Annotated in this window: 16 protein-coding genes and 2 pseudogenes; 10 read left to right on the top strand and 8 right to left on the bottom strand. The window is 43.4% G+C overall.

Annotated features, from left to right (window positions below):
- The 3 genes and pseudogenes from F890_RS10470 to F890_RS19085 all read right to left on the bottom strand — a co-directional run.
- Positions 1–880 (bottom strand): IS30-like element ISAba125 family transposase (locus F890_RS10470; protein ID WP_265596645.1); only part of this gene is annotated, 880 nt, incomplete at its 3' end.
- 650 nt (positions 881–1,530) lie between these two features.
- Positions 1,531–1,821, bottom strand: a complete 291-nt coding sequence (locus tag F890_RS10465; protein WP_005266812.1) for a hypothetical protein — start codon at positions 1,819–1,821, stop codon at positions 1,531–1,533.
- 81 nt (positions 1,822–1,902) lie between these two features.
- Positions 1,903–2,144: pseudogene (locus F890_RS19085) on the bottom strand (S24 family peptidase); the annotation flags it as partial.
- 167 nt (positions 2,145–2,311) lie between these two features.
- On the opposite strand from F890_RS19085, the gene arsC reads away from it, so the two are divergent.
- The 6 genes from arsC to F890_RS10435 all read left to right on the top strand — a co-directional run bounded on the left by arsC (position 2,312) and on the right by F890_RS10435 (position 6,713).
- Entirely contained in the window at positions 2,312–2,746 is a 435-nt protein-coding gene (gene arsC, locus F890_RS10460; RefSeq protein ID WP_004280168.1) for an arsenate reductase (glutaredoxin), read from the top strand.
- A gap of 208 nt (positions 2,747–2,954) precedes the next feature.
- Positions 2,955–3,275 (top strand): metalloregulator ArsR/SmtB family transcription factor, encoded by a 321-nt coding sequence (locus F890_RS10455; protein ID WP_004646559.1) that lies wholly within the window; start codon positions 2,955–2,957, stop codon positions 3,273–3,275.
- A 6-nt stretch (positions 3,276–3,281) separates the two neighbouring features.
- Positions 3,282–3,755 carry an arsenate reductase ArsC gene (locus F890_RS10450; RefSeq protein WP_005266809.1) on the top strand — a complete coding sequence of 158 codons (474 nt, stop codon included), beginning with the start codon at positions 3,282–3,284 and terminating at the stop codon, positions 3,753–3,755.
- A gap of 5 nt (positions 3,756–3,760) precedes the next feature.
- The gene (gene arsB / locus F890_RS10445; protein ID WP_004280164.1) at positions 3,761–4,801 is read left to right on the top strand and encodes an ACR3 family arsenite efflux transporter; all 1,041 of its coding nucleotides are present in this window, start codon (positions 3,761–3,763) and stop codon (positions 4,799–4,801) included.
- Between the two features lie 4 nt (positions 4,802–4,805).
- The gene (gene arsH, locus F890_RS10440; RefSeq protein ID WP_005266807.1) at positions 4,806–5,510 is read left to right on the top strand and encodes an arsenical resistance protein ArsH; all 705 of its coding nucleotides are present in this window, start codon (positions 4,806–4,808) and stop codon (positions 5,508–5,510) included.
- Between the two features lie 141 nt (positions 5,511–5,651).
- Positions 5,652–6,713 carry an ArsO family NAD(P)H-dependent flavin-containing monooxygenase gene (locus F890_RS10435; RefSeq protein ID WP_004646562.1) on the top strand — a complete coding sequence of 354 codons (1,062 nt, stop codon included), beginning with the start codon at positions 5,652–5,654 and terminating at the stop codon, positions 6,711–6,713.
- Positions 6,714–6,827: 114 nt separating this feature from the next.
- Here the strand turns inward: F890_RS10435 and F890_RS10430 are convergent, their stop codons facing one another.
- From F890_RS10430 to F890_RS10420, 4 genes and pseudogenes are all read right to left on the bottom strand, one after another.
- Positions 6,828–7,811 (bottom strand): potassium channel family protein, encoded by a 984-nt coding sequence (locus tag F890_RS10430; protein WP_005266805.1) that lies wholly within the window; start codon positions 7,809–7,811, stop codon positions 6,828–6,830.
- 120 nt (positions 7,812–7,931) lie between these two features.
- Positions 7,932–8,130: pseudogene (locus F890_RS18180) on the bottom strand (transposase); the annotation flags it as partial.
- A 323-nt stretch (positions 8,131–8,453) separates the two neighbouring features.
- A complete protein-coding gene (locus F890_RS10425; protein ID WP_005266803.1) occupies positions 8,454–9,839 on the bottom strand; it encodes an ATP-binding protein in 1,386 nt (461 codons plus the stop codon).
- Positions 9,832–10,506 carry a response regulator gene (locus F890_RS10420; protein ID WP_004646564.1) on the bottom strand — a complete coding sequence of 225 codons (675 nt, stop codon included), beginning with the start codon at positions 10,504–10,506 and terminating at the stop codon, positions 9,832–9,834. The genes F890_RS10425 and F890_RS10420 overlap by 8 nt, the downstream gene beginning before the upstream one ends.
- A gap of 108 nt (positions 10,507–10,614) precedes the next feature.
- On the opposite strand from F890_RS10420, the gene dsbD reads away from it, so the two are divergent.
- The 4 genes from dsbD to F890_RS10400 all read left to right on the top strand — a co-directional run bounded on the left by dsbD (position 10,615) and on the right by F890_RS10400 (position 14,626).
- Positions 10,615–12,552 (top strand): protein-disulfide reductase DsbD, encoded by a 1,938-nt coding sequence (dsbD, locus tag F890_RS10415; RefSeq protein WP_005266801.1) that lies wholly within the window; start codon positions 10,615–10,617, stop codon positions 12,550–12,552.
- Positions 12,549–13,397 carry a TlpA disulfide reductase family protein gene (locus F890_RS10410; protein ID WP_005266799.1) on the top strand — a complete coding sequence of 283 codons (849 nt, stop codon included), beginning with the start codon at positions 12,549–12,551 and terminating at the stop codon, positions 13,395–13,397. Before dsbD ends, F890_RS10410 begins: the two co-directional genes overlap by 4 nt.
- 18 nt (positions 13,398–13,415) lie before the next feature.
- Positions 13,416–14,156: a thiol:disulfide interchange protein DsbG gene (gene dsbG, locus F890_RS10405; protein WP_004646569.1), complete on the top strand. Its 741-nt coding sequence runs from the start codon at positions 13,416–13,418 to the stop codon at positions 14,154–14,156.
- Positions 14,157–14,263: 107 nt separating this feature from the next.
- On the top strand, positions 14,264–14,626 hold the full coding sequence (locus F890_RS10400) for a YidH family protein (RefSeq protein ID WP_004646570.1): 363 nt from the start codon (positions 14,264–14,266) through the stop codon (positions 14,624–14,626).
- Here F890_RS10400 and F890_RS10395 read toward each other — a convergent pair.
- A complete protein-coding gene (locus F890_RS10395) occupies positions 14,623–14,943 on the bottom strand; it encodes an ArsR/SmtB family transcription factor (RefSeq protein ID WP_004280150.1) in 321 nt (106 codons plus the stop codon). The genes F890_RS10400 and F890_RS10395 overlap by 4 nt on opposite strands.
- Positions 14,944–15,027 lie beyond the last annotated feature (84 nt).

Genomic DNA, 15,027 nt, shown 5'->3' with positions numbered 1-15,027 from the left:
TTCTAGGACGAGTATTCAGTGACATGGCAACTTGATTTAAATAATGCTGATCTGCCTGATTTAAATCAATCCCTTTAGGTAAATATTGCCTAATTAAACCATTCATATTTTCGCATGTGCCTTTTTGCCAGGGTGAATGTGGGTCACAGAAATATACATCTATGCCTAAATCTTCTTCAAGTATTTTATGTTCTGCCATCTCGCGTCCACGGTCATAGGTCAACGTTTTACGCAGTTCTGCAGGTAAATATTTCAGAGCTTCAGTTAAAGCCTTGCGCACTGATTCTGCCTTTGCATCAGGTAATGTTGCCAAGATACAGAGCCGTGTATTTCGTTCAATAAGTGTTGCTATCGAACTTTTATTGTCTTTACCTTTAATTAAATCAGCTTCCCAATGACCCGGTATTTTTCTTTCTTGAACTTCGGCTGGGCGCTCATGAATAGTTTTAATATCCTGTAATATAGAATCTTTTTTAGGTTCACCGTTAGCTTTTCGCTTTTTATTTTCATGACGCAGACAGGATAATAAGTCTTTTTTCAACTCACCCTTTGGTAATGCTCGTATCGTTGAATAAATCGTTGTATGGCTTACATTCATTGTTTGATCCAAATCAGGAAATGTCTTTAAACGCTTTGCTATTTGCTGAGGAGACCATAAACAACGGATCGCTTCAACAATAAATTTCCAGAGGATTGAATCGATTTTGAGTTTTCTGTGACCACGTCTACGTCTAGCGAAGGTGTTATCAGAAGCATATTGAGCTTGATAAACGTCATTGATGCTATTTCTTTTAAGCTCACGATAGATCGTACTAGGATGTCTTTTAATGAGTTCAGCAAATTTTCTGGCTGAAAAGCCTTCTTTTCTTGACTCAAGCATTAATGCAGTACGATCTTCAAAGTTAAGATGATGGTATGACAATTTTATATACTCCATAAACCCTTTAAATTAATTAGGTGGTTTATGTCGCACTTCAAGTTTTACTCTGCCAAGCATTTTAAATGTATCTTAATTATTAACAACGAAAGGAAATTGTAAAGTCGAAAGGAAAAGTGTCTAACCCTTTATATTATAATAATATTTATATTAATTTAGTGATTTATCCAAATCATTCAACAGTTTATCTTCATTGTACGCATTGGGGGGGAGAATCTTATAAGAGCTGGTATATAGTTTCCTTTAAATTTTTTGGGATAAGCTTCACATATAAGAAAAAATATAAAGTTTATTGTTATTTAACTTTGAATTATATAGAGAATCTTATAAAAGAGAACTCGTACATATCGGATTGTTTAATATGAACTTAGAAAAATAAGAGATTAAAATCATGTCATCGTTTCTAATAATTATAGGATTTATATGATGTTTTACAGGGATAATTTTTAGACCACATATTTCCCATAAAAAGGTCAAGAATTATATGGCTGCAAAAGCTGCTGGCTTCTTATGTATGTTACCAAGAGTATTTCTATTTTGTCTTAGATCTTATTTAACATAAATCCCCACGCTAGGGGGACTCGATTCTAGTCTTAAAAAACTTCGTAATTACATACTTCTATTCTTGAAATAAAATCGAGAGGCATTGTCAGTCTCTCAGCTGTAATAGTTTCAAAATGAACCCAGATAGCAGCATCTCTATTCTCAAAACTAATACTTACAAGTTTAACTAAGTCGTAAGGTTCAACATTATGGGTCAAGATAATATTATAGAGGTGATCTGAGCGTACGTACGAAATAAGCATTTGATGGATAGCTAATTGCTCTTTACTGCTTAACTCACTGTAATTACTTAGTTCTGGTAAATCATTTTGAATATTCACTTCAATCCTTAACAATCTTAAATTTTCTGTAGAAAACGGCGATTTTATCAATTTAGACAACGCTGAATATATTGGCTTTTGTTAATTCTTTCTAAATCTTGTTCTCGCTCGATAAACATAGCGTATACAGTTAACTACCTGACCTACAAATATACATTGGTTGTTTAACTCAATAATATTTGGCTTGAACTCTGGACTTAGAGCCTGAAGATATCTTTTTCCATTTGTCTCAATAACTAATTTTTGAAAGTAGCATCATCACCGTAACGAACCATAATAATGTCATCAGATTGCATGTCTCCGTAATAAGCATCCGGATCAACTGGACTGCTCCCAGTATCCTAGACATAAGACAGCCTCATTTTGAAACTGTTTCCAATGGTTTTAGAGTCCTCATCTCAGATTTTATTCATAAAGCACATATATTTTATATTGCGAATATGCGTATATTCATATATAAAACTATGATTCATTGATAAGAGGGAAGCTCATGAATCAAATGCCAAAAGTCCAAATTTATCATAACCCGGCCTGTGGCACCTCACGCAATACGCTGGCGTTAATTCGCAATGCGGGAATTGAGCCGGAAGTGATCGAATATCTGCTTACGCCACCCTCGAAAGATCAGCTGGTCAACATGATTCGGGATGCCGGTTTGACGGTTCGTGAAGTGCTCCGTAAAAATGTCGATCCCTACACCGAGCTGAATCTGGATGATGCCGGCTGGAGCGATGAGAAACTGCTGGATACCATGCTGCAACATCCGATCCTGATCAATCGCCCGTTGGTGGTTACCGAGTTTGGAACCCGATTATGCCGTCCATCGGAAGTGGTACTGGATATTCTGCGTTTGCCACAATTAAAAGCCTTTGCCAAAGAAGACGGTGAAATCATCGTGGATGAACAGGGCAATCGGGTAAAATAAAGTGTCCCCCCATGCGAAAAAGCTTCAACTTGATTGGAGCTTTTTTATCTGAAAAACACATTGACGATGACCTATATCGGAAAAAGCGGGAAATTGTTCAAGCGAGCGCTTTCTGGTAGGCATATTCTGATCTGGATATCATTTTTGACAGGTCATCTTTACCATATATATGGATATGTGTATATTTGCATAAAAAATGGGAGCAATTATGGACCACGTTCAGTTTTTTAAATGTTTATCTGATGAAACACGTCTCAGTATTGTCCTGCTAATTGCACAAAACAAAGAGCAATGCGTCTGTGATCTGACCGATAAACTGCAGTTAAGCCAGCCGAAAATTTCACGTCATCTGGCCTTGTTACGTTCTTGTGGTTTACTCAACGATCGCCGGCAAAGCCAGTGGGTGTACTACAGCATTAATCAGCAATTGCCGGCCTGGTGTTTTGAAATTCTGGACGTGCTAAAAGCTAGTGAGGTTCCGGTTTTATTTGATTCTTCCGCTCTATCGATTCAGAGCCATTGCGAGTAAGTTTTCATGAAATTTTTGTTTTTATGTACGGGGAACAGTTGCCGCAGCATTCTCTCTCAAGTGTTGTTCAATAGCCGTGCGCCAGAAGGCTGGGTCGCTTACAGTGCCGGCAGCAAACCTTCCGGTCAGGTGCATCCCTTGACGCTTGAAACCCTGCACAATCTGGGCTTGTCGACTGAAGGCTTATCCAGCAAAAGCATTGATGCCTGTGAACAGTATCAGCCAGACGTGGTGATTACCGTCTGTGATGCGGCTGCACAGGAAGCGTGTCCTCTTTATCTTGGCGGAGCGATCAAGGCGCACTGGGGCCTGTCTGATCCGTCCCATTTAGAGGTGGATAAAGAAGAAAAAATGAAAGCCTTTATGAGCACTGTTGAACATATCAATCGTCGCTTGGATGCTTTGTTTAAACTTAACGTAAATGAGCTTTCTCGCTCGCAATTGATTGCAGCGATTAATCAAATTTCGAATGTTGAGTAAGTCACATGTCTGAAAAACGCATGTCCTTTTTAGATCGCAACCTGACGCTCTGGATTTTTATTGCCATGGCGTTAGGCATCGCCATAGGAAACTTTTTTCCTCAAGCATCGGTTGCTCTGGATCAATTCAGTATTAATTCAGTCAATATTCCAATCGCGATTGGTCTGATTCTGATGATGTATCCACCCCTGGCAAAAGTGGATTATGCGACCTTGCCGCAAGTGTTTAAGGATAAGAAAACCCTGACGCTATCTTTAATTCAAAACTGGTTGATTGCTCCGGTACTGATGTTTGCGTTGGCTGTGATTTTTTTGCATAGCTATCCAGAGTATATGACAGGCGTGATCCTGATTGGTTTAGCTCGATGTATCGCCATGGTACTGGTGTGGAATGGTCTGGCCTGTGGTGATAACCAATATGTTGCAGCATTGGTGGCGTTTAACAGTATTTTCCAGATTTTATTCTTCAGTACCTATGCCTGGTTATTCCTGACCTTCCTTCCGCCATATTTTGGTATTGAAGCTCAAGTGATCAATCTTAGCTTCTGGACCATTACCCATGCTGTTCTGGTTTATCTTGGAATTCCGTTCTTATTGGGTTTCTTAACGCGCTTAATTTTGGTGAAACAAAAAGGCGTAGAATGGTATCAAAACAAGTTCATTCCAAAAATCAGCCCGCTGAGTTTGATGGCTTTGCTGTTTACGATTTTGGCGATGTTTAGCTTAAAAGGGGGTGATGTCGTAAGTCTTCCACTGGAAGTTTTACGCATCGCGATTCCTTTAATCATTTACTTTGTGGCCATGTTCTTTATTAGCTTCTTTATGAGTAAATGGATGGGCAATGATTATCCAAAAACTGCTGCAATCTCATTTACTGCGGCTGGAAATAATTTTGAATTATCACTTGCAGTCGCTATTGCAACTTTTGGTATCGCTTCGCCAGTTGCTTTTACCACGATTATTGGGCCATTGGTTGAAGTACCTGTGTTAATTGCTTTAGTGAGTGTTTCACTGTGGCTAAGAAAGAAATATTTTAAAGAGGCTTGATCCGATGAACCTGCCTAACGTAGATCCAAATCTTATTGAACAACCCACCTTTGAAAAAGTCCAAGCCAAAGAACTAGCTCATCCTCCTCGGATTTTACTGCTCTATGGGTCTAATCGGGAACGTTCTTACAGTCGCCTTGCAGTTCTTGAAGCTGGTCGAATCCTTGAATATTTTGGGGCAGAAGTAAAAATCTTCCATCCGAAAGGGCTACCTTTACCGGAAGATGCTGATACTGAACATCCAAAAGTAAAAGAACTGTATGAGCTTCTGGCATGGGCTGAAGGTATGGTGTGGTGTTCACCGGAACGCCATGGTTCTATGAGTTCCATCTTTAAATCGCAGATTGACTGGATTCCTCTGGCAGGGGGTGCAATTCGTGCCACTCAGGGAAAAACCCTTGCCTTGATGCAAGTCAGTGGGGGATCACAGTCCTTTAATAGTCTGAACCAGATGCGTGTTTTGGGGCGTTGGATGCGGATGATCACGATTCCAAATCAGTCTTCAATTCCAAAAGCATTCCTGGAATTTGAAGAAGATGGACGAATGAAGCCATCAGCATTCTATGACCGGATTGTCGATGTGATGGAAGAACTGTATAAGTTTACTTTACTAACCCGTGGGCAAAGTGCTTATTTGACCAACCGTTATTCGGAACGCAAGGAATCGGCTGAAGAGCTTTCCAAACGGGTAAATCAGCGTAGTTTATAAATTCTAGGTGATCAGAGAGACTGAAAAGTATCTTGAGCAATCGAAGGCTAATTTAAACGCTTGAAAATTTTATGAAATACGCCCAGTCTGATAAGCAGGCTGGGTTTTTATTTGATGACAATAAAGAAGGGGGGAAATATTTTGGCTCAATTACAAGCTGAAGTTGATGTGATCATCATCGGTGGTGGACAGGCCGGTTTGTCCACGGCTTATTTCTTAAAGCGTAAGAACATTCCGTTTATCATCCTAGATGATCAGCCTCAGCCTGGAGGTGCCTGGCAGCATGCCTGGGAGTCCTTGCGCCTTTTCTCCCCGAATAGCTGGAGTTCGCTGTCAGGCTGGATGATGCCGGCGACCGAACAGACCTATCCGACCCGCAATGAGGTGATCGATTATTTGACCGCCTATGAGCAGCGCTATCACTTTCCTGTAGTTCGTCCGGTGCGTGTGGAACGCGTGGAAAGTAAGGGCCAGTATTTAGAGGTTTATGCCGGGGAACAATCCTGGAAAGCCAAAGCGGTGGTAAGCGCTACAGGGACATGGAGCCAACCATTTATTCCCGAGTATGCCGGCCGTGAGCATTTTCAGGGCGTACAACTGCATTCCGCAGATTATAAAAATGCTGAGTTATTTAAAACCAAGAAAGTCATGGTGGTGGGTGGCGGTAACTCTGGTGCACAAATCTTGGCAGAAGTATCTCAGGTGGCCGAAACGCTTTGGATCACCCAGACACCGCCGCAGTTTCTGGCAGATGATGTCGATGGCCGTGTCCTGTTCTTAAGGGCGACTGAGCGCCTGAAAGCCCAGCAGGAAGGTAGAAAGATTGAGCAGCCCATTGGGGGGTTGGGTGATATTGTCATGATTGATTCAGTTAAAGATGCACGTGAGCGAGGCATTTTGCAGAGCAGGCGTCCATTTTCAGCTTTTACAGAACATGGCGTGATTTGGGAAGATGGCAGCACAGCGCATGTGGATGTGGTGATCTGGTGTACAGGATTTAAGGCGGCGCTGAATCACCTCAGCAGCCTCGGAATCATCCAGCCGGACCAGACCATTGCGGTTCAGAATGGCCGCTCTGTTCAGGTACCAAATTTATGGCTGGTGGGCTATGGAGAATGGACCGGTGCTGCTTCGGCCACGCTGGTCGGGGTTTCCCGGACAGCTCGGGCAGTAGCGGAAGACATCGCTGCATTTTTGGCCTGAGAGGATTTGATCCTGATTCAGTCGAGTGGATTGAGTGAATAGTATCTGTCTGCAACGAGCGTCATACCCGATGGTCTGATGCTCGTGATGATACGCTTGCATTGACGTTCGAATTTAATCAGGTAACTTATGCCCACAATGTGGACAGAAGAAATATTTGTTTTTTTCCTGCTCGAGTTGTTCTTTCTTACGCTCACGAATAAGTTCTAACAGGATATCCTGCATTTGTTCTTTGCTCAGTCCGACTTCTTTACGTAAAATTTCAATTTTTTCTTGATCTTCAATTAAGTCAATTTCTGCATCATCGAGCAGTTCACGAAATCTTAATTCCAGTTTGTGCTTGCGCTGTCTCAGCTCATTGGCCAGACCATTTGCCAGAATACCCGCAGGAAGCGCTGCCAGACCCACCCCTAAAATAGTAATTAAAGCCCCTAGAAAGCGGCCTAAGGGGGTGATTGGTGTCACATCGCCATAGCCGACCGTGGTCAGTGTCACCACTGCCCACCACATGGATGCAGGGATGGAGCTAAAGACTTCTGGTTGAGCCTTATTTTCAACCACATATACTCCAGCCGCCGCGATGATGATCATGATCAGCAGGATAAAAATAACCGCCTGAAATGAGCCCTTTTCGCGCTTGATCACCCGCAATAAAATCTGCAGGGAGACGAAATAACGGGTTAATTTGAGTAATCTGAATAATCGAAGGATTCGCAGGAAGCGTAAATCGAGATGCACAAAGAAGTTAATATAGGCCGGGAGAATCGCCAACAGGTCAATGATGGCACCGCCACTACGGATCCATAACCATCGGTTTTTCCATGCACCTTCAAAGGGGTCTTTTTCCGCAATGGCCCAAAATCTTAATAAATATTCCAGGGTAAAAATAAAAATCGAGAATAATTCAAAGGCATCAAACAGCAGCTGATAGGATTGATAGAGGTCATTGATCGATTCAAGTAAAACGGCAGCAGTATTCCCAATAATCAATATAATCAGAAATATATTGATGACGCGACTTAAGATGCTTTCGTGTTCTTCATTATGCAAATTGTCATAAATAAATCTGCGAAGCTGATACCAGGCCTTGAATTCCATAACAGTGCATTACGGTGCGATAAGATGCTTTGAGTTTAGCGCAAGCCTGGGCATCGAAAGGAAATTTTTAAAAAATTAATCAGAACCGTGGGGCGGTGATTATCCGGGATTTTTAGGACTGAAGCGAGTGTGCACGATTCTAAAATCCCCAAAGCGTTCTGCTAAATCTCGCCATGGAATACCTGAACGATACCGATACAATACTGCTTCAACAAATAGCCTGCTGTCTTTGGAAGTCTCCAACAGTACTTGCTCGTCCGGGCAACAGATCCTTAATCAGTTCCCACTGATCATCTGTTAATGCATAGCGTTTAGTCATGAAAAAATAATGAGGACAGATTAGATTTTCTTAAGCTAATTGATGACAGGTCCCAGTTGCATCAAGTGATCTTTACCTCTGGCGTTTTTGTTTTCATAGAGGGGTCTTATTATTTTTATACCTGTCCCTATGCTAAAAATTAAAAGTGCGTTGTGATCGCCTGATCAGAACATTGGGAATACATCGAGGGTTTTTGTTGGAAAAAGTGTGTTTTTAAAAAATAAGAAAGAATGATTTAAAATAGTAAGTGTTAGATAGTTTCTTGAAAATTCTATATTTTTATCAATAGAAATCTCTTTGGTTTTTAGCCATATTGTATTTTTTTATGTCCAAGCTTGCAGGTCACGCTTAGACACATCGCACTTGATTTTAATGCGAAGCCCATAAGGCTGTCGGGCATTGAAAGAGAGCTGATAGCCATACTGTTTTAATAGGTTAGCGGTCAATGCCAGTCCCAGACCATGGCCGTGCTGCTGAGCAGATTTGCGCCAGAAGCGTTGTCCTAAATGTTGAATATCTTCTGTTGTAAGTTGTTGTCCATCATCTTCAATCACCAGGCCATCAGACTGCATGGAAATCCAGATATAGGCAGCCTGTGCATGCAGCAATGCATTTTCAAGCAGATTTTTCAGTACCGTATACAGCACAAATTCAGGCAGCTGAATTTCGCCCAAGTTGTCCCAGTTCACCTGTATTTTTTCATTCATTTCTGGATAGTGTGTACCTAAGTCTGCAAGTACTTTCTCAAGTGTGGGGCGAAGCCAGATGGTCTCAGTCATTTCCTGGAGACTGTTTTCTGATTGGGTCAGTAATAAAAGCTGTTCGAGTAACAGCGTATAACGCCGGATGCTCTCATTGGCCTGCTGCAAATTGTGCTGAATGGTGTTAGGCAGGTTCTGCTGCTGACTGATCAGCTGGGCCAGTTGTACATGGGTTTTAATTGCGGTCAGGGGACTGCGTAATTCATGTGCAGCATAGGCACTAAAGGCTTTCTCCTGTTGCAGACTGTCATTAATTTTCTGAATCAACTGCGTGGAATTGTTGACAAAAGGCTGTACTTCCTGGGGAATGCTTGCAGGCTTGAGCTGCATTAAAAAATCTGCCGCCTCTGAATAGTTAAGGTTTTTCTGGTTCAGGTATTGACTGAGCTGATCCAAAGACCGGAACTGTCTGCGGATAATAAAGATGATCAGGGCAATACAGATCAGCAGTGAGAAGACCAAGGGAACCAGTACCGACTGCAGAATCTGCTGTAGTAGCGTATCCCTCAAGAACATACGTTCTGCCGCCACTACCTGAATATCACCACGACGCAGAACATAACTGCGCCATTCTGTATTATCCTGCTGCCAGGTGCTGAATCCTTGTGGTCGCTGGCTTAAATTTGGGGGGGCACCGCGTGTTTTGGCAATCACCTGATTGCCTAACGAGATGTCAGAGCTAAAAAGAGAGACTTCACAGGCAATTAACTGGTTTGCATCATCATTCTTGGCTAATTTGGATAATGTTGCATCCCCCAGACTATCCAGTGGTAACTGCTGAATCAGCCGGGCAACCATTTGTGCAGATGCCGATAAGCGTTGATCCAGTGTGTCTTGTAAGCGTTGTTTCAGGTCAATATACAGCCATGAAAATACTGCACTCCACAGCACAATAAACATGGCCAAAAGGCTCATGACCAAACGCCATTTCAAGCTGTGACTAAACATGACGCTGCTCAAACGGTTTGAAAATATATCCCACACCACGAATGGTCTGAATTAAATCTGGATGCAGTTTTTGTCTCAGGTGATAAATGTGTACATTCAGGGCATTGCTCTCTATAGAGTCCTGAAAACCATAGAGCTTGTCAATAAGCTGTTCATTTTTCAGGATCTGGTTGGGGTGGCTCATCAGGGTTTCCAGCAGGCTGAATTCACGGCGAGATAAATTCACGGTCTGGTCTTGATAGATCACAGTCTGGGTATCCCGATTTAGAACCAGTTCATCAAATTGCAGGGTATTGGAGGCAAAGCCGCGGTGGCGACGGGTGAGGGCATGAATCCGGGCAATCAGTTCCTCCAGTTCAAAGGGTTTGGTCAGATAGTCATCGGCACCGGCATTCAGGGCCTGAACACACTGATCGGTCCGCAGCCGCGCCGTCAATACCAGTACCGGGAGATCAATCTGGTCGCGCCGCCAGCTGTGCAGCAAGTCCAGGCCATCCTGATCCGGCAGGCCTAAATCCAGTAAACACAAATCGACTGCACTATGCCGGATAAAATAATCTGCAGCACGTGCGTTACTGACATGCTCCACTGAAATATTCAGATAGTTCAGAGCAGCACAAATGCTCTGTGCGATATAGGGATCATCCTCAACCAATACAATAAACATAGAACATCCTGATCAAACTGCCATTATTTTATAAATGATTTGGGCTGTTAATGTTGCCTTAATTTTAGTTTTTCAATAATGCAGTCCTAACAGGAGGAGATCAGCTGGATGTTGACGTGGATATTGGGTGCCGTGATCGGCGGTGGAATCATGACGGGAACTGCACATGCAGACTTTTTACCACCAGATCAGGCATTTCAGTTTCAGGTGGTTTCTACAAGCCAGGATCAGGCAGAGCTTAGCTGGAAAATCGCAGATGGCTATTACTTGTATCATGACCAGCTTAAAGTGTCTCATCAGCAGACCCCAGTCAAGTTGGCACTGCCCAAACCCGAAGACAAAGATGACCCCAATTTCGGTTTGACCCAGGTCCATTATGGGCAAGTCAAAACCAATATGAAGGTTCAGCCCAACCAGAAGTTTGTGGTGCAGTGGCAGGGCTGTGCAGAAAGCGGTTTATGTTATCCGGTACAACGCACCACAGTAAAAACTGATGCAGATGGTTTATTTCCAGCGCAAAACTTGAGCAAAACCCCAAAACTGCTGACCAGCACTGTACCGCCAGAAGCAAACGAAAAAATTCTGACTGCTCAGAAAGATGAGCTCCAAGCTATAGAGCAAACTCCAAGTACAGATAAAGCATTGACCGAAGAAAAGGTAGAGGAAATACAAGTCGCTGCAGTTTCTGAACCTGTGGTGCAGCCTGAGGTGGAATTAACAGAGAAAAATGACCAGCTCATTGCAGACCCTAAAAATCAAACTTCGTCAGCAGGCATGAATAGCCAGTGGAACAATGACCAGTATTTTTTAAGTCTGCTGTCAGAACAAGGTCTGTTAATTAATGCCCTGATTTTTCTCGGGCTTGGCATTCTGCTGGCATTTTTACCATGTTCTTTACCTTTAATTCCAATTTTAACGGGAATTCTGGTTCAGCAGCACCGGGGCTACCGTGCGGCACTGATTGCACTGGTTTTCGTTTTGGGTATGGCACTGGTCTATGCGGTCATGGGACTTGCTGTGGCACAGCTCGGTTACAGTTTTCAGCGCTGGTTTCAAAGTCCGGTATTCATCAGTATTTTCAGCATTCTGTTTGTTTTGTTCGCACTTAATCTGTTCGGAGCATTTCAGCTGTCCTTACCCCAAGGCATGTTGCAGCGTCTGGATCAATGGCAGCAAAAGCAGAAGGGTGGCACGCTGATTGGTGCCGGTCTTATGGGCATGATCGCGGCACTGATTGTCGGGCCATGTATGAGTGCACCGTTGGCCGGTGCCTTAATCTATGTGTCTCAGCTTAATCAACCAATGCTGGGAGCCAGTTATCTGTTCGTCTTAGGCCTTGGGCTGGGCTTGCCACTATTTATTGCTGCCGTATTTGGGTCCCATCTTTTACCCAAGCCTGGTATCTGGATGGATCGCCTGAAGTTTAGTTTTGGCTTTGTCATGCTGGCGCTGGCCTTGTATTTCGCCCGTCCACTATTGCCCGGCATTTTATACCTGAGCCTTTTGGGTGTGGTACTGATCACCTGTTCAGGCTACTTCTTGTTCAAGATGCTGCCTCATGTGCATCGGTCTGTAGCGAAAATAGGCCTGATGCTGCTCAGTGGTTTACTGGTCTATGCAGGAGGCATGCAGCTCTACCATGTCTGGAGTCAGGTACAGGTGGCCCATGTAGAATCACGGCTTGAATGGCAGAAGGTCAGTACCGCCGCACAATTGCGACAGGTTTTAGTTAAACATCCTGCACACCCGGTGGTGATTGATGTCTATGCAGACTGGTGTGTGGCCTGTCAACCGATTGAAAAGGATGTGATTCCACGTAGTGATGTCCAGACGGCTTTACAAAATGTGGTTCGTATCAAATTAGACCTGACCCACTATCATCCAAGTCAGGATGAGCTGCTAAAAGAATGGCAAATCCTCGGACCACCCACCTTCATATTTCTAAATGCAGCGCATCAGGAACAGCGAGACTTGCGTTTAACCGGAAGCTTTAGCGCGACACATTTACTAGGCACATTGCAGCAACTGCAAGGAGAGCAACCATGATGATTTCCAGTGATGCACTGCATCTGGGACCTTTGATGTTGCCCTGGGCACTTATTATTGTTGCCACTGGCTTGATGCTGTTATCTGCCATCCTGTTTGGATTAGCCAGAAAGTATTCATGGTCTAAACAGCAGCTTGGGAAAAGTCAGGATTTGCTCTGGAGCAGTTTTTTGCTGGGGATGCTGGGTGCGCGTCTTATTTTCGTTCTGCTCAATGCCGAGCTGTATTTTGCAGCACCCATCGACATACTGAAAATCCAGGACAAAGGTTTCCATTTATGGGGAGGGGTGCTGCTTGGTGCTTTGTGGTATGTCATTCGAAACAGACAGCTGCAGACCAGATTTAAAGCCATCTTGTTGATCATATTGGTACTCTGGATCGGGCTTGGGCTCGCGTTCAAATCCAGTCTAAAAACTGAAGCAGCGTTTCCTGATCTCGCCTTTGCTGGACTAGAACAGGAGCGTCTGGGTACAGACAAGGTTTCACTCAGCCAATTCATTGGCCAGCCCACGGTAATTAATTTGTGGGCGAGCTGGTGTCCGCCGTGTCACCGTGAAATGCCGGTGTTGGCTAAAGCAGCCAAGCAGCATCCTCAAATGAATTTTGTCATGCTCAATCAGGGTGAGGAGGTAGCCACCGTAAATGCCTATTTAAGAAAACATCAGTTTCAATTTAAACATGTCCTGCTGGACCCATATGGTGAACTACCCCAGCAGCTGAATAGTTTCGGCCTGCCAACGACGCTGTTTTTTAATGCTCAAGGTCAGCTGGTCGAGCGGCATATGGGGGAACTCAGTCCGGCCATGTTGCAGCAATATTTAAACAGGATTTCAGATCAACCTTAAAAAACGGAAGGACGTAGTATGAATAAAATTAACCAGGTGCTTGGTGCAGGCATGTTTCTGATCATGAGCATGCACACGCAGGCAAATATTAAACAGAATATTGAAAAACAGGGCTTTGTGTTTGTAAAACAGATTCCGGCACCACAAGGAATGACCGGCTGGGTGGGGCATGAAGACCAGTACTCCAATACGGTATTTATCTCCAATGATGATAAATACTATATCAAGGGCGAACTGTTTGATGCACAAGGGAAAAGCCTTTCCAATGAGCAGATTGAAAAGCATATGAAAAAAGCGGTATTGGACGATGTATGGAAAACCCTGGAAAAATCGACCTGGATCCAGGATGGCAAGCCAGATGCACCACGGGTGGTTTATGTCTTTTCCGATCCGAATTGCCCATATTGCTATAAATTCTGGCAGGCGGCCCGACCTTGGGTAGAATCAGGGAAGGTACAGCTGCGTCATATTCAGGTCGGTGTGATCCGTGAAGAAAGCCGTGGCCAGGTGGCAACACTATTGAATTCGAAAGATCCAGCGGCAGTTTTTAATGATATAAACAAGAATAAAGGCAAAAAGCAGCTCAAGAAAATGGAAAAGATTCCTGTCGAAATTGCTGCAAAAATTGATGCCAACCAGGCCCTAATGGGGAAATACGGCTTTTTCTCCACACCGTCGATGGTCTGGAAAAACAATCAGGGTGAATTTAAATCTGCTCAAGGCCTGGCGATGGATGTCAAGGAAATTTTTGAACAATAATATTTTAACTACATGATAGAAAAGTAATTTTTACTTAAAACATCTATACATGATAGGGAGGCAGATTTACATTGGAGGATAGGCTAAGCATGAAGAGCAGATAAGATATGTCAAATTTGGATGATCCACGGGTACTGCTTGCTTTGGAACGAACCGCTCTGGCGTGGAACCGGAGTGGTTTGGCATTAATTGCTTTTGGTTTTGTGATTGAAAAATCCAACCTGCTAGTGCAACTGGTGGACCCAGACACTTATGCACAGAAAATAGCTTATTCACAATGGTTGGGAATTGCGGTGATTGTATTTGGTATGTTGGTGAATTTCGCCTCAATCCTGCAATATCGACGGGGTTTGACATCACTGCGACCGCCGGAATTTATTGAAGGTTATTACACCCAGTATCCCGTATGGCTAAATCTGTTTACTGCTTTTAGCGGACTGCTTCTGATCATTTCTTTTTGGCTGCACTAAGAAGAGGGCTGGGCGCAATACAGCTCGTACAGCTTTTGCATCAGGCTCAAGACCTTGGGGTCACTCAGACGATAGAAAATCTGTTTGCCCTCACGTCGGGTGCCAACCATGTCGGCCTTACGCAGTACAGTCAGCTGTTGTGAAAGTGTAGGTTGATGAATATCGGTAGATTCTTCAATTTCCTGAACATTCATTTCCCCGTCAACCAGGACACATAAGATTTTCAGACGATCAGGATTGGCTAAAACTTTTAGGCATTGGCTGACGAAATCGACCTGTGAAAAATCAATTTTGGCATTTGCAGCAATCATATCCATAGATGTCCTTGAAACCTTTGATGTAACCCATGCAGTTTACACAATTTACCACAAAACTGCTTGATTATTATTTTTTATTATATA

It is taken from the genome of Acinetobacter sp. CIP 64.7 (genome assembly GCF_000369745.1).
GTDB classification, from domain to species: domain Bacteria; phylum Pseudomonadota; class Gammaproteobacteria; order Pseudomonadales; family Moraxellaceae; genus Acinetobacter; species Acinetobacter fasciculus.
The sequence above is the reverse complement of the archived record's forward strand: the minus strand, read 5'-3'. Positions and strand labels throughout refer to the sequence as shown.

Coding starts and splice junctions, on each gene's coding strand:
- arsC (WP_004280168.1), top strand. CDS start 2,312: ATGAATCAAATGCCAAAAGTCCAAATTTATCATAACCCGGCCTGTGGC.
- F890_RS10455 (WP_004646559.1), top strand. CDS start 2,955: ATGGACCACGTTCAGTTTTTTAAATGTTTATCTGATGAAACACGTCTC.
- F890_RS10450 (WP_005266809.1), top strand. CDS start 3,282: ATGAAATTTTTGTTTTTATGTACGGGGAACAGTTGCCGCAGCATTCTC.
- arsB (WP_004280164.1), top strand. CDS start 3,761: ATGTCTGAAAAACGCATGTCCTTTTTAGATCGCAACCTGACGCTCTGG.
- arsH (WP_005266807.1), top strand. CDS start 4,806: ATGAACCTGCCTAACGTAGATCCAAATCTTATTGAACAACCCACCTTT.
- F890_RS10430 (WP_005266805.1), bottom strand. CDS start 7,811: ATGGAATTCAAGGCCTGGTATCAGCTTCGCAGATTTATTTATGACAAT.
- F890_RS10425 (WP_005266803.1), bottom strand. CDS start 9,839: ATGTTTAGTCACAGCTTGAAATGGCGTTTGGTCATGAGCCTTTTGGCC.
- F890_RS10420 (WP_004646564.1), bottom strand. CDS start 10,506: ATGTTTATTGTATTGGTTGAGGATGATCCCTATATCGCACAGAGCATT.
- dsbD (WP_005266801.1), top strand. CDS start 10,615: ATGTTGACGTGGATATTGGGTGCCGTGATCGGCGGTGGAATCATGACG.
- F890_RS10410 (WP_005266799.1), top strand. CDS start 12,549: ATGATGATTTCCAGTGATGCACTGCATCTGGGACCTTTGATGTTGCCC.
- dsbG (WP_004646569.1), top strand. CDS start 13,416: ATGAATAAAATTAACCAGGTGCTTGGTGCAGGCATGTTTCTGATCATG.
- F890_RS10400 (WP_004646570.1), top strand. CDS start 14,264: ATGTCAAATTTGGATGATCCACGGGTACTGCTTGCTTTGGAACGAACC.
- F890_RS10395 (WP_004280150.1), bottom strand. CDS start 14,943: ATGGATATGATTGCTGCAAATGCCAAAATTGATTTTTCACAGGTCGAT.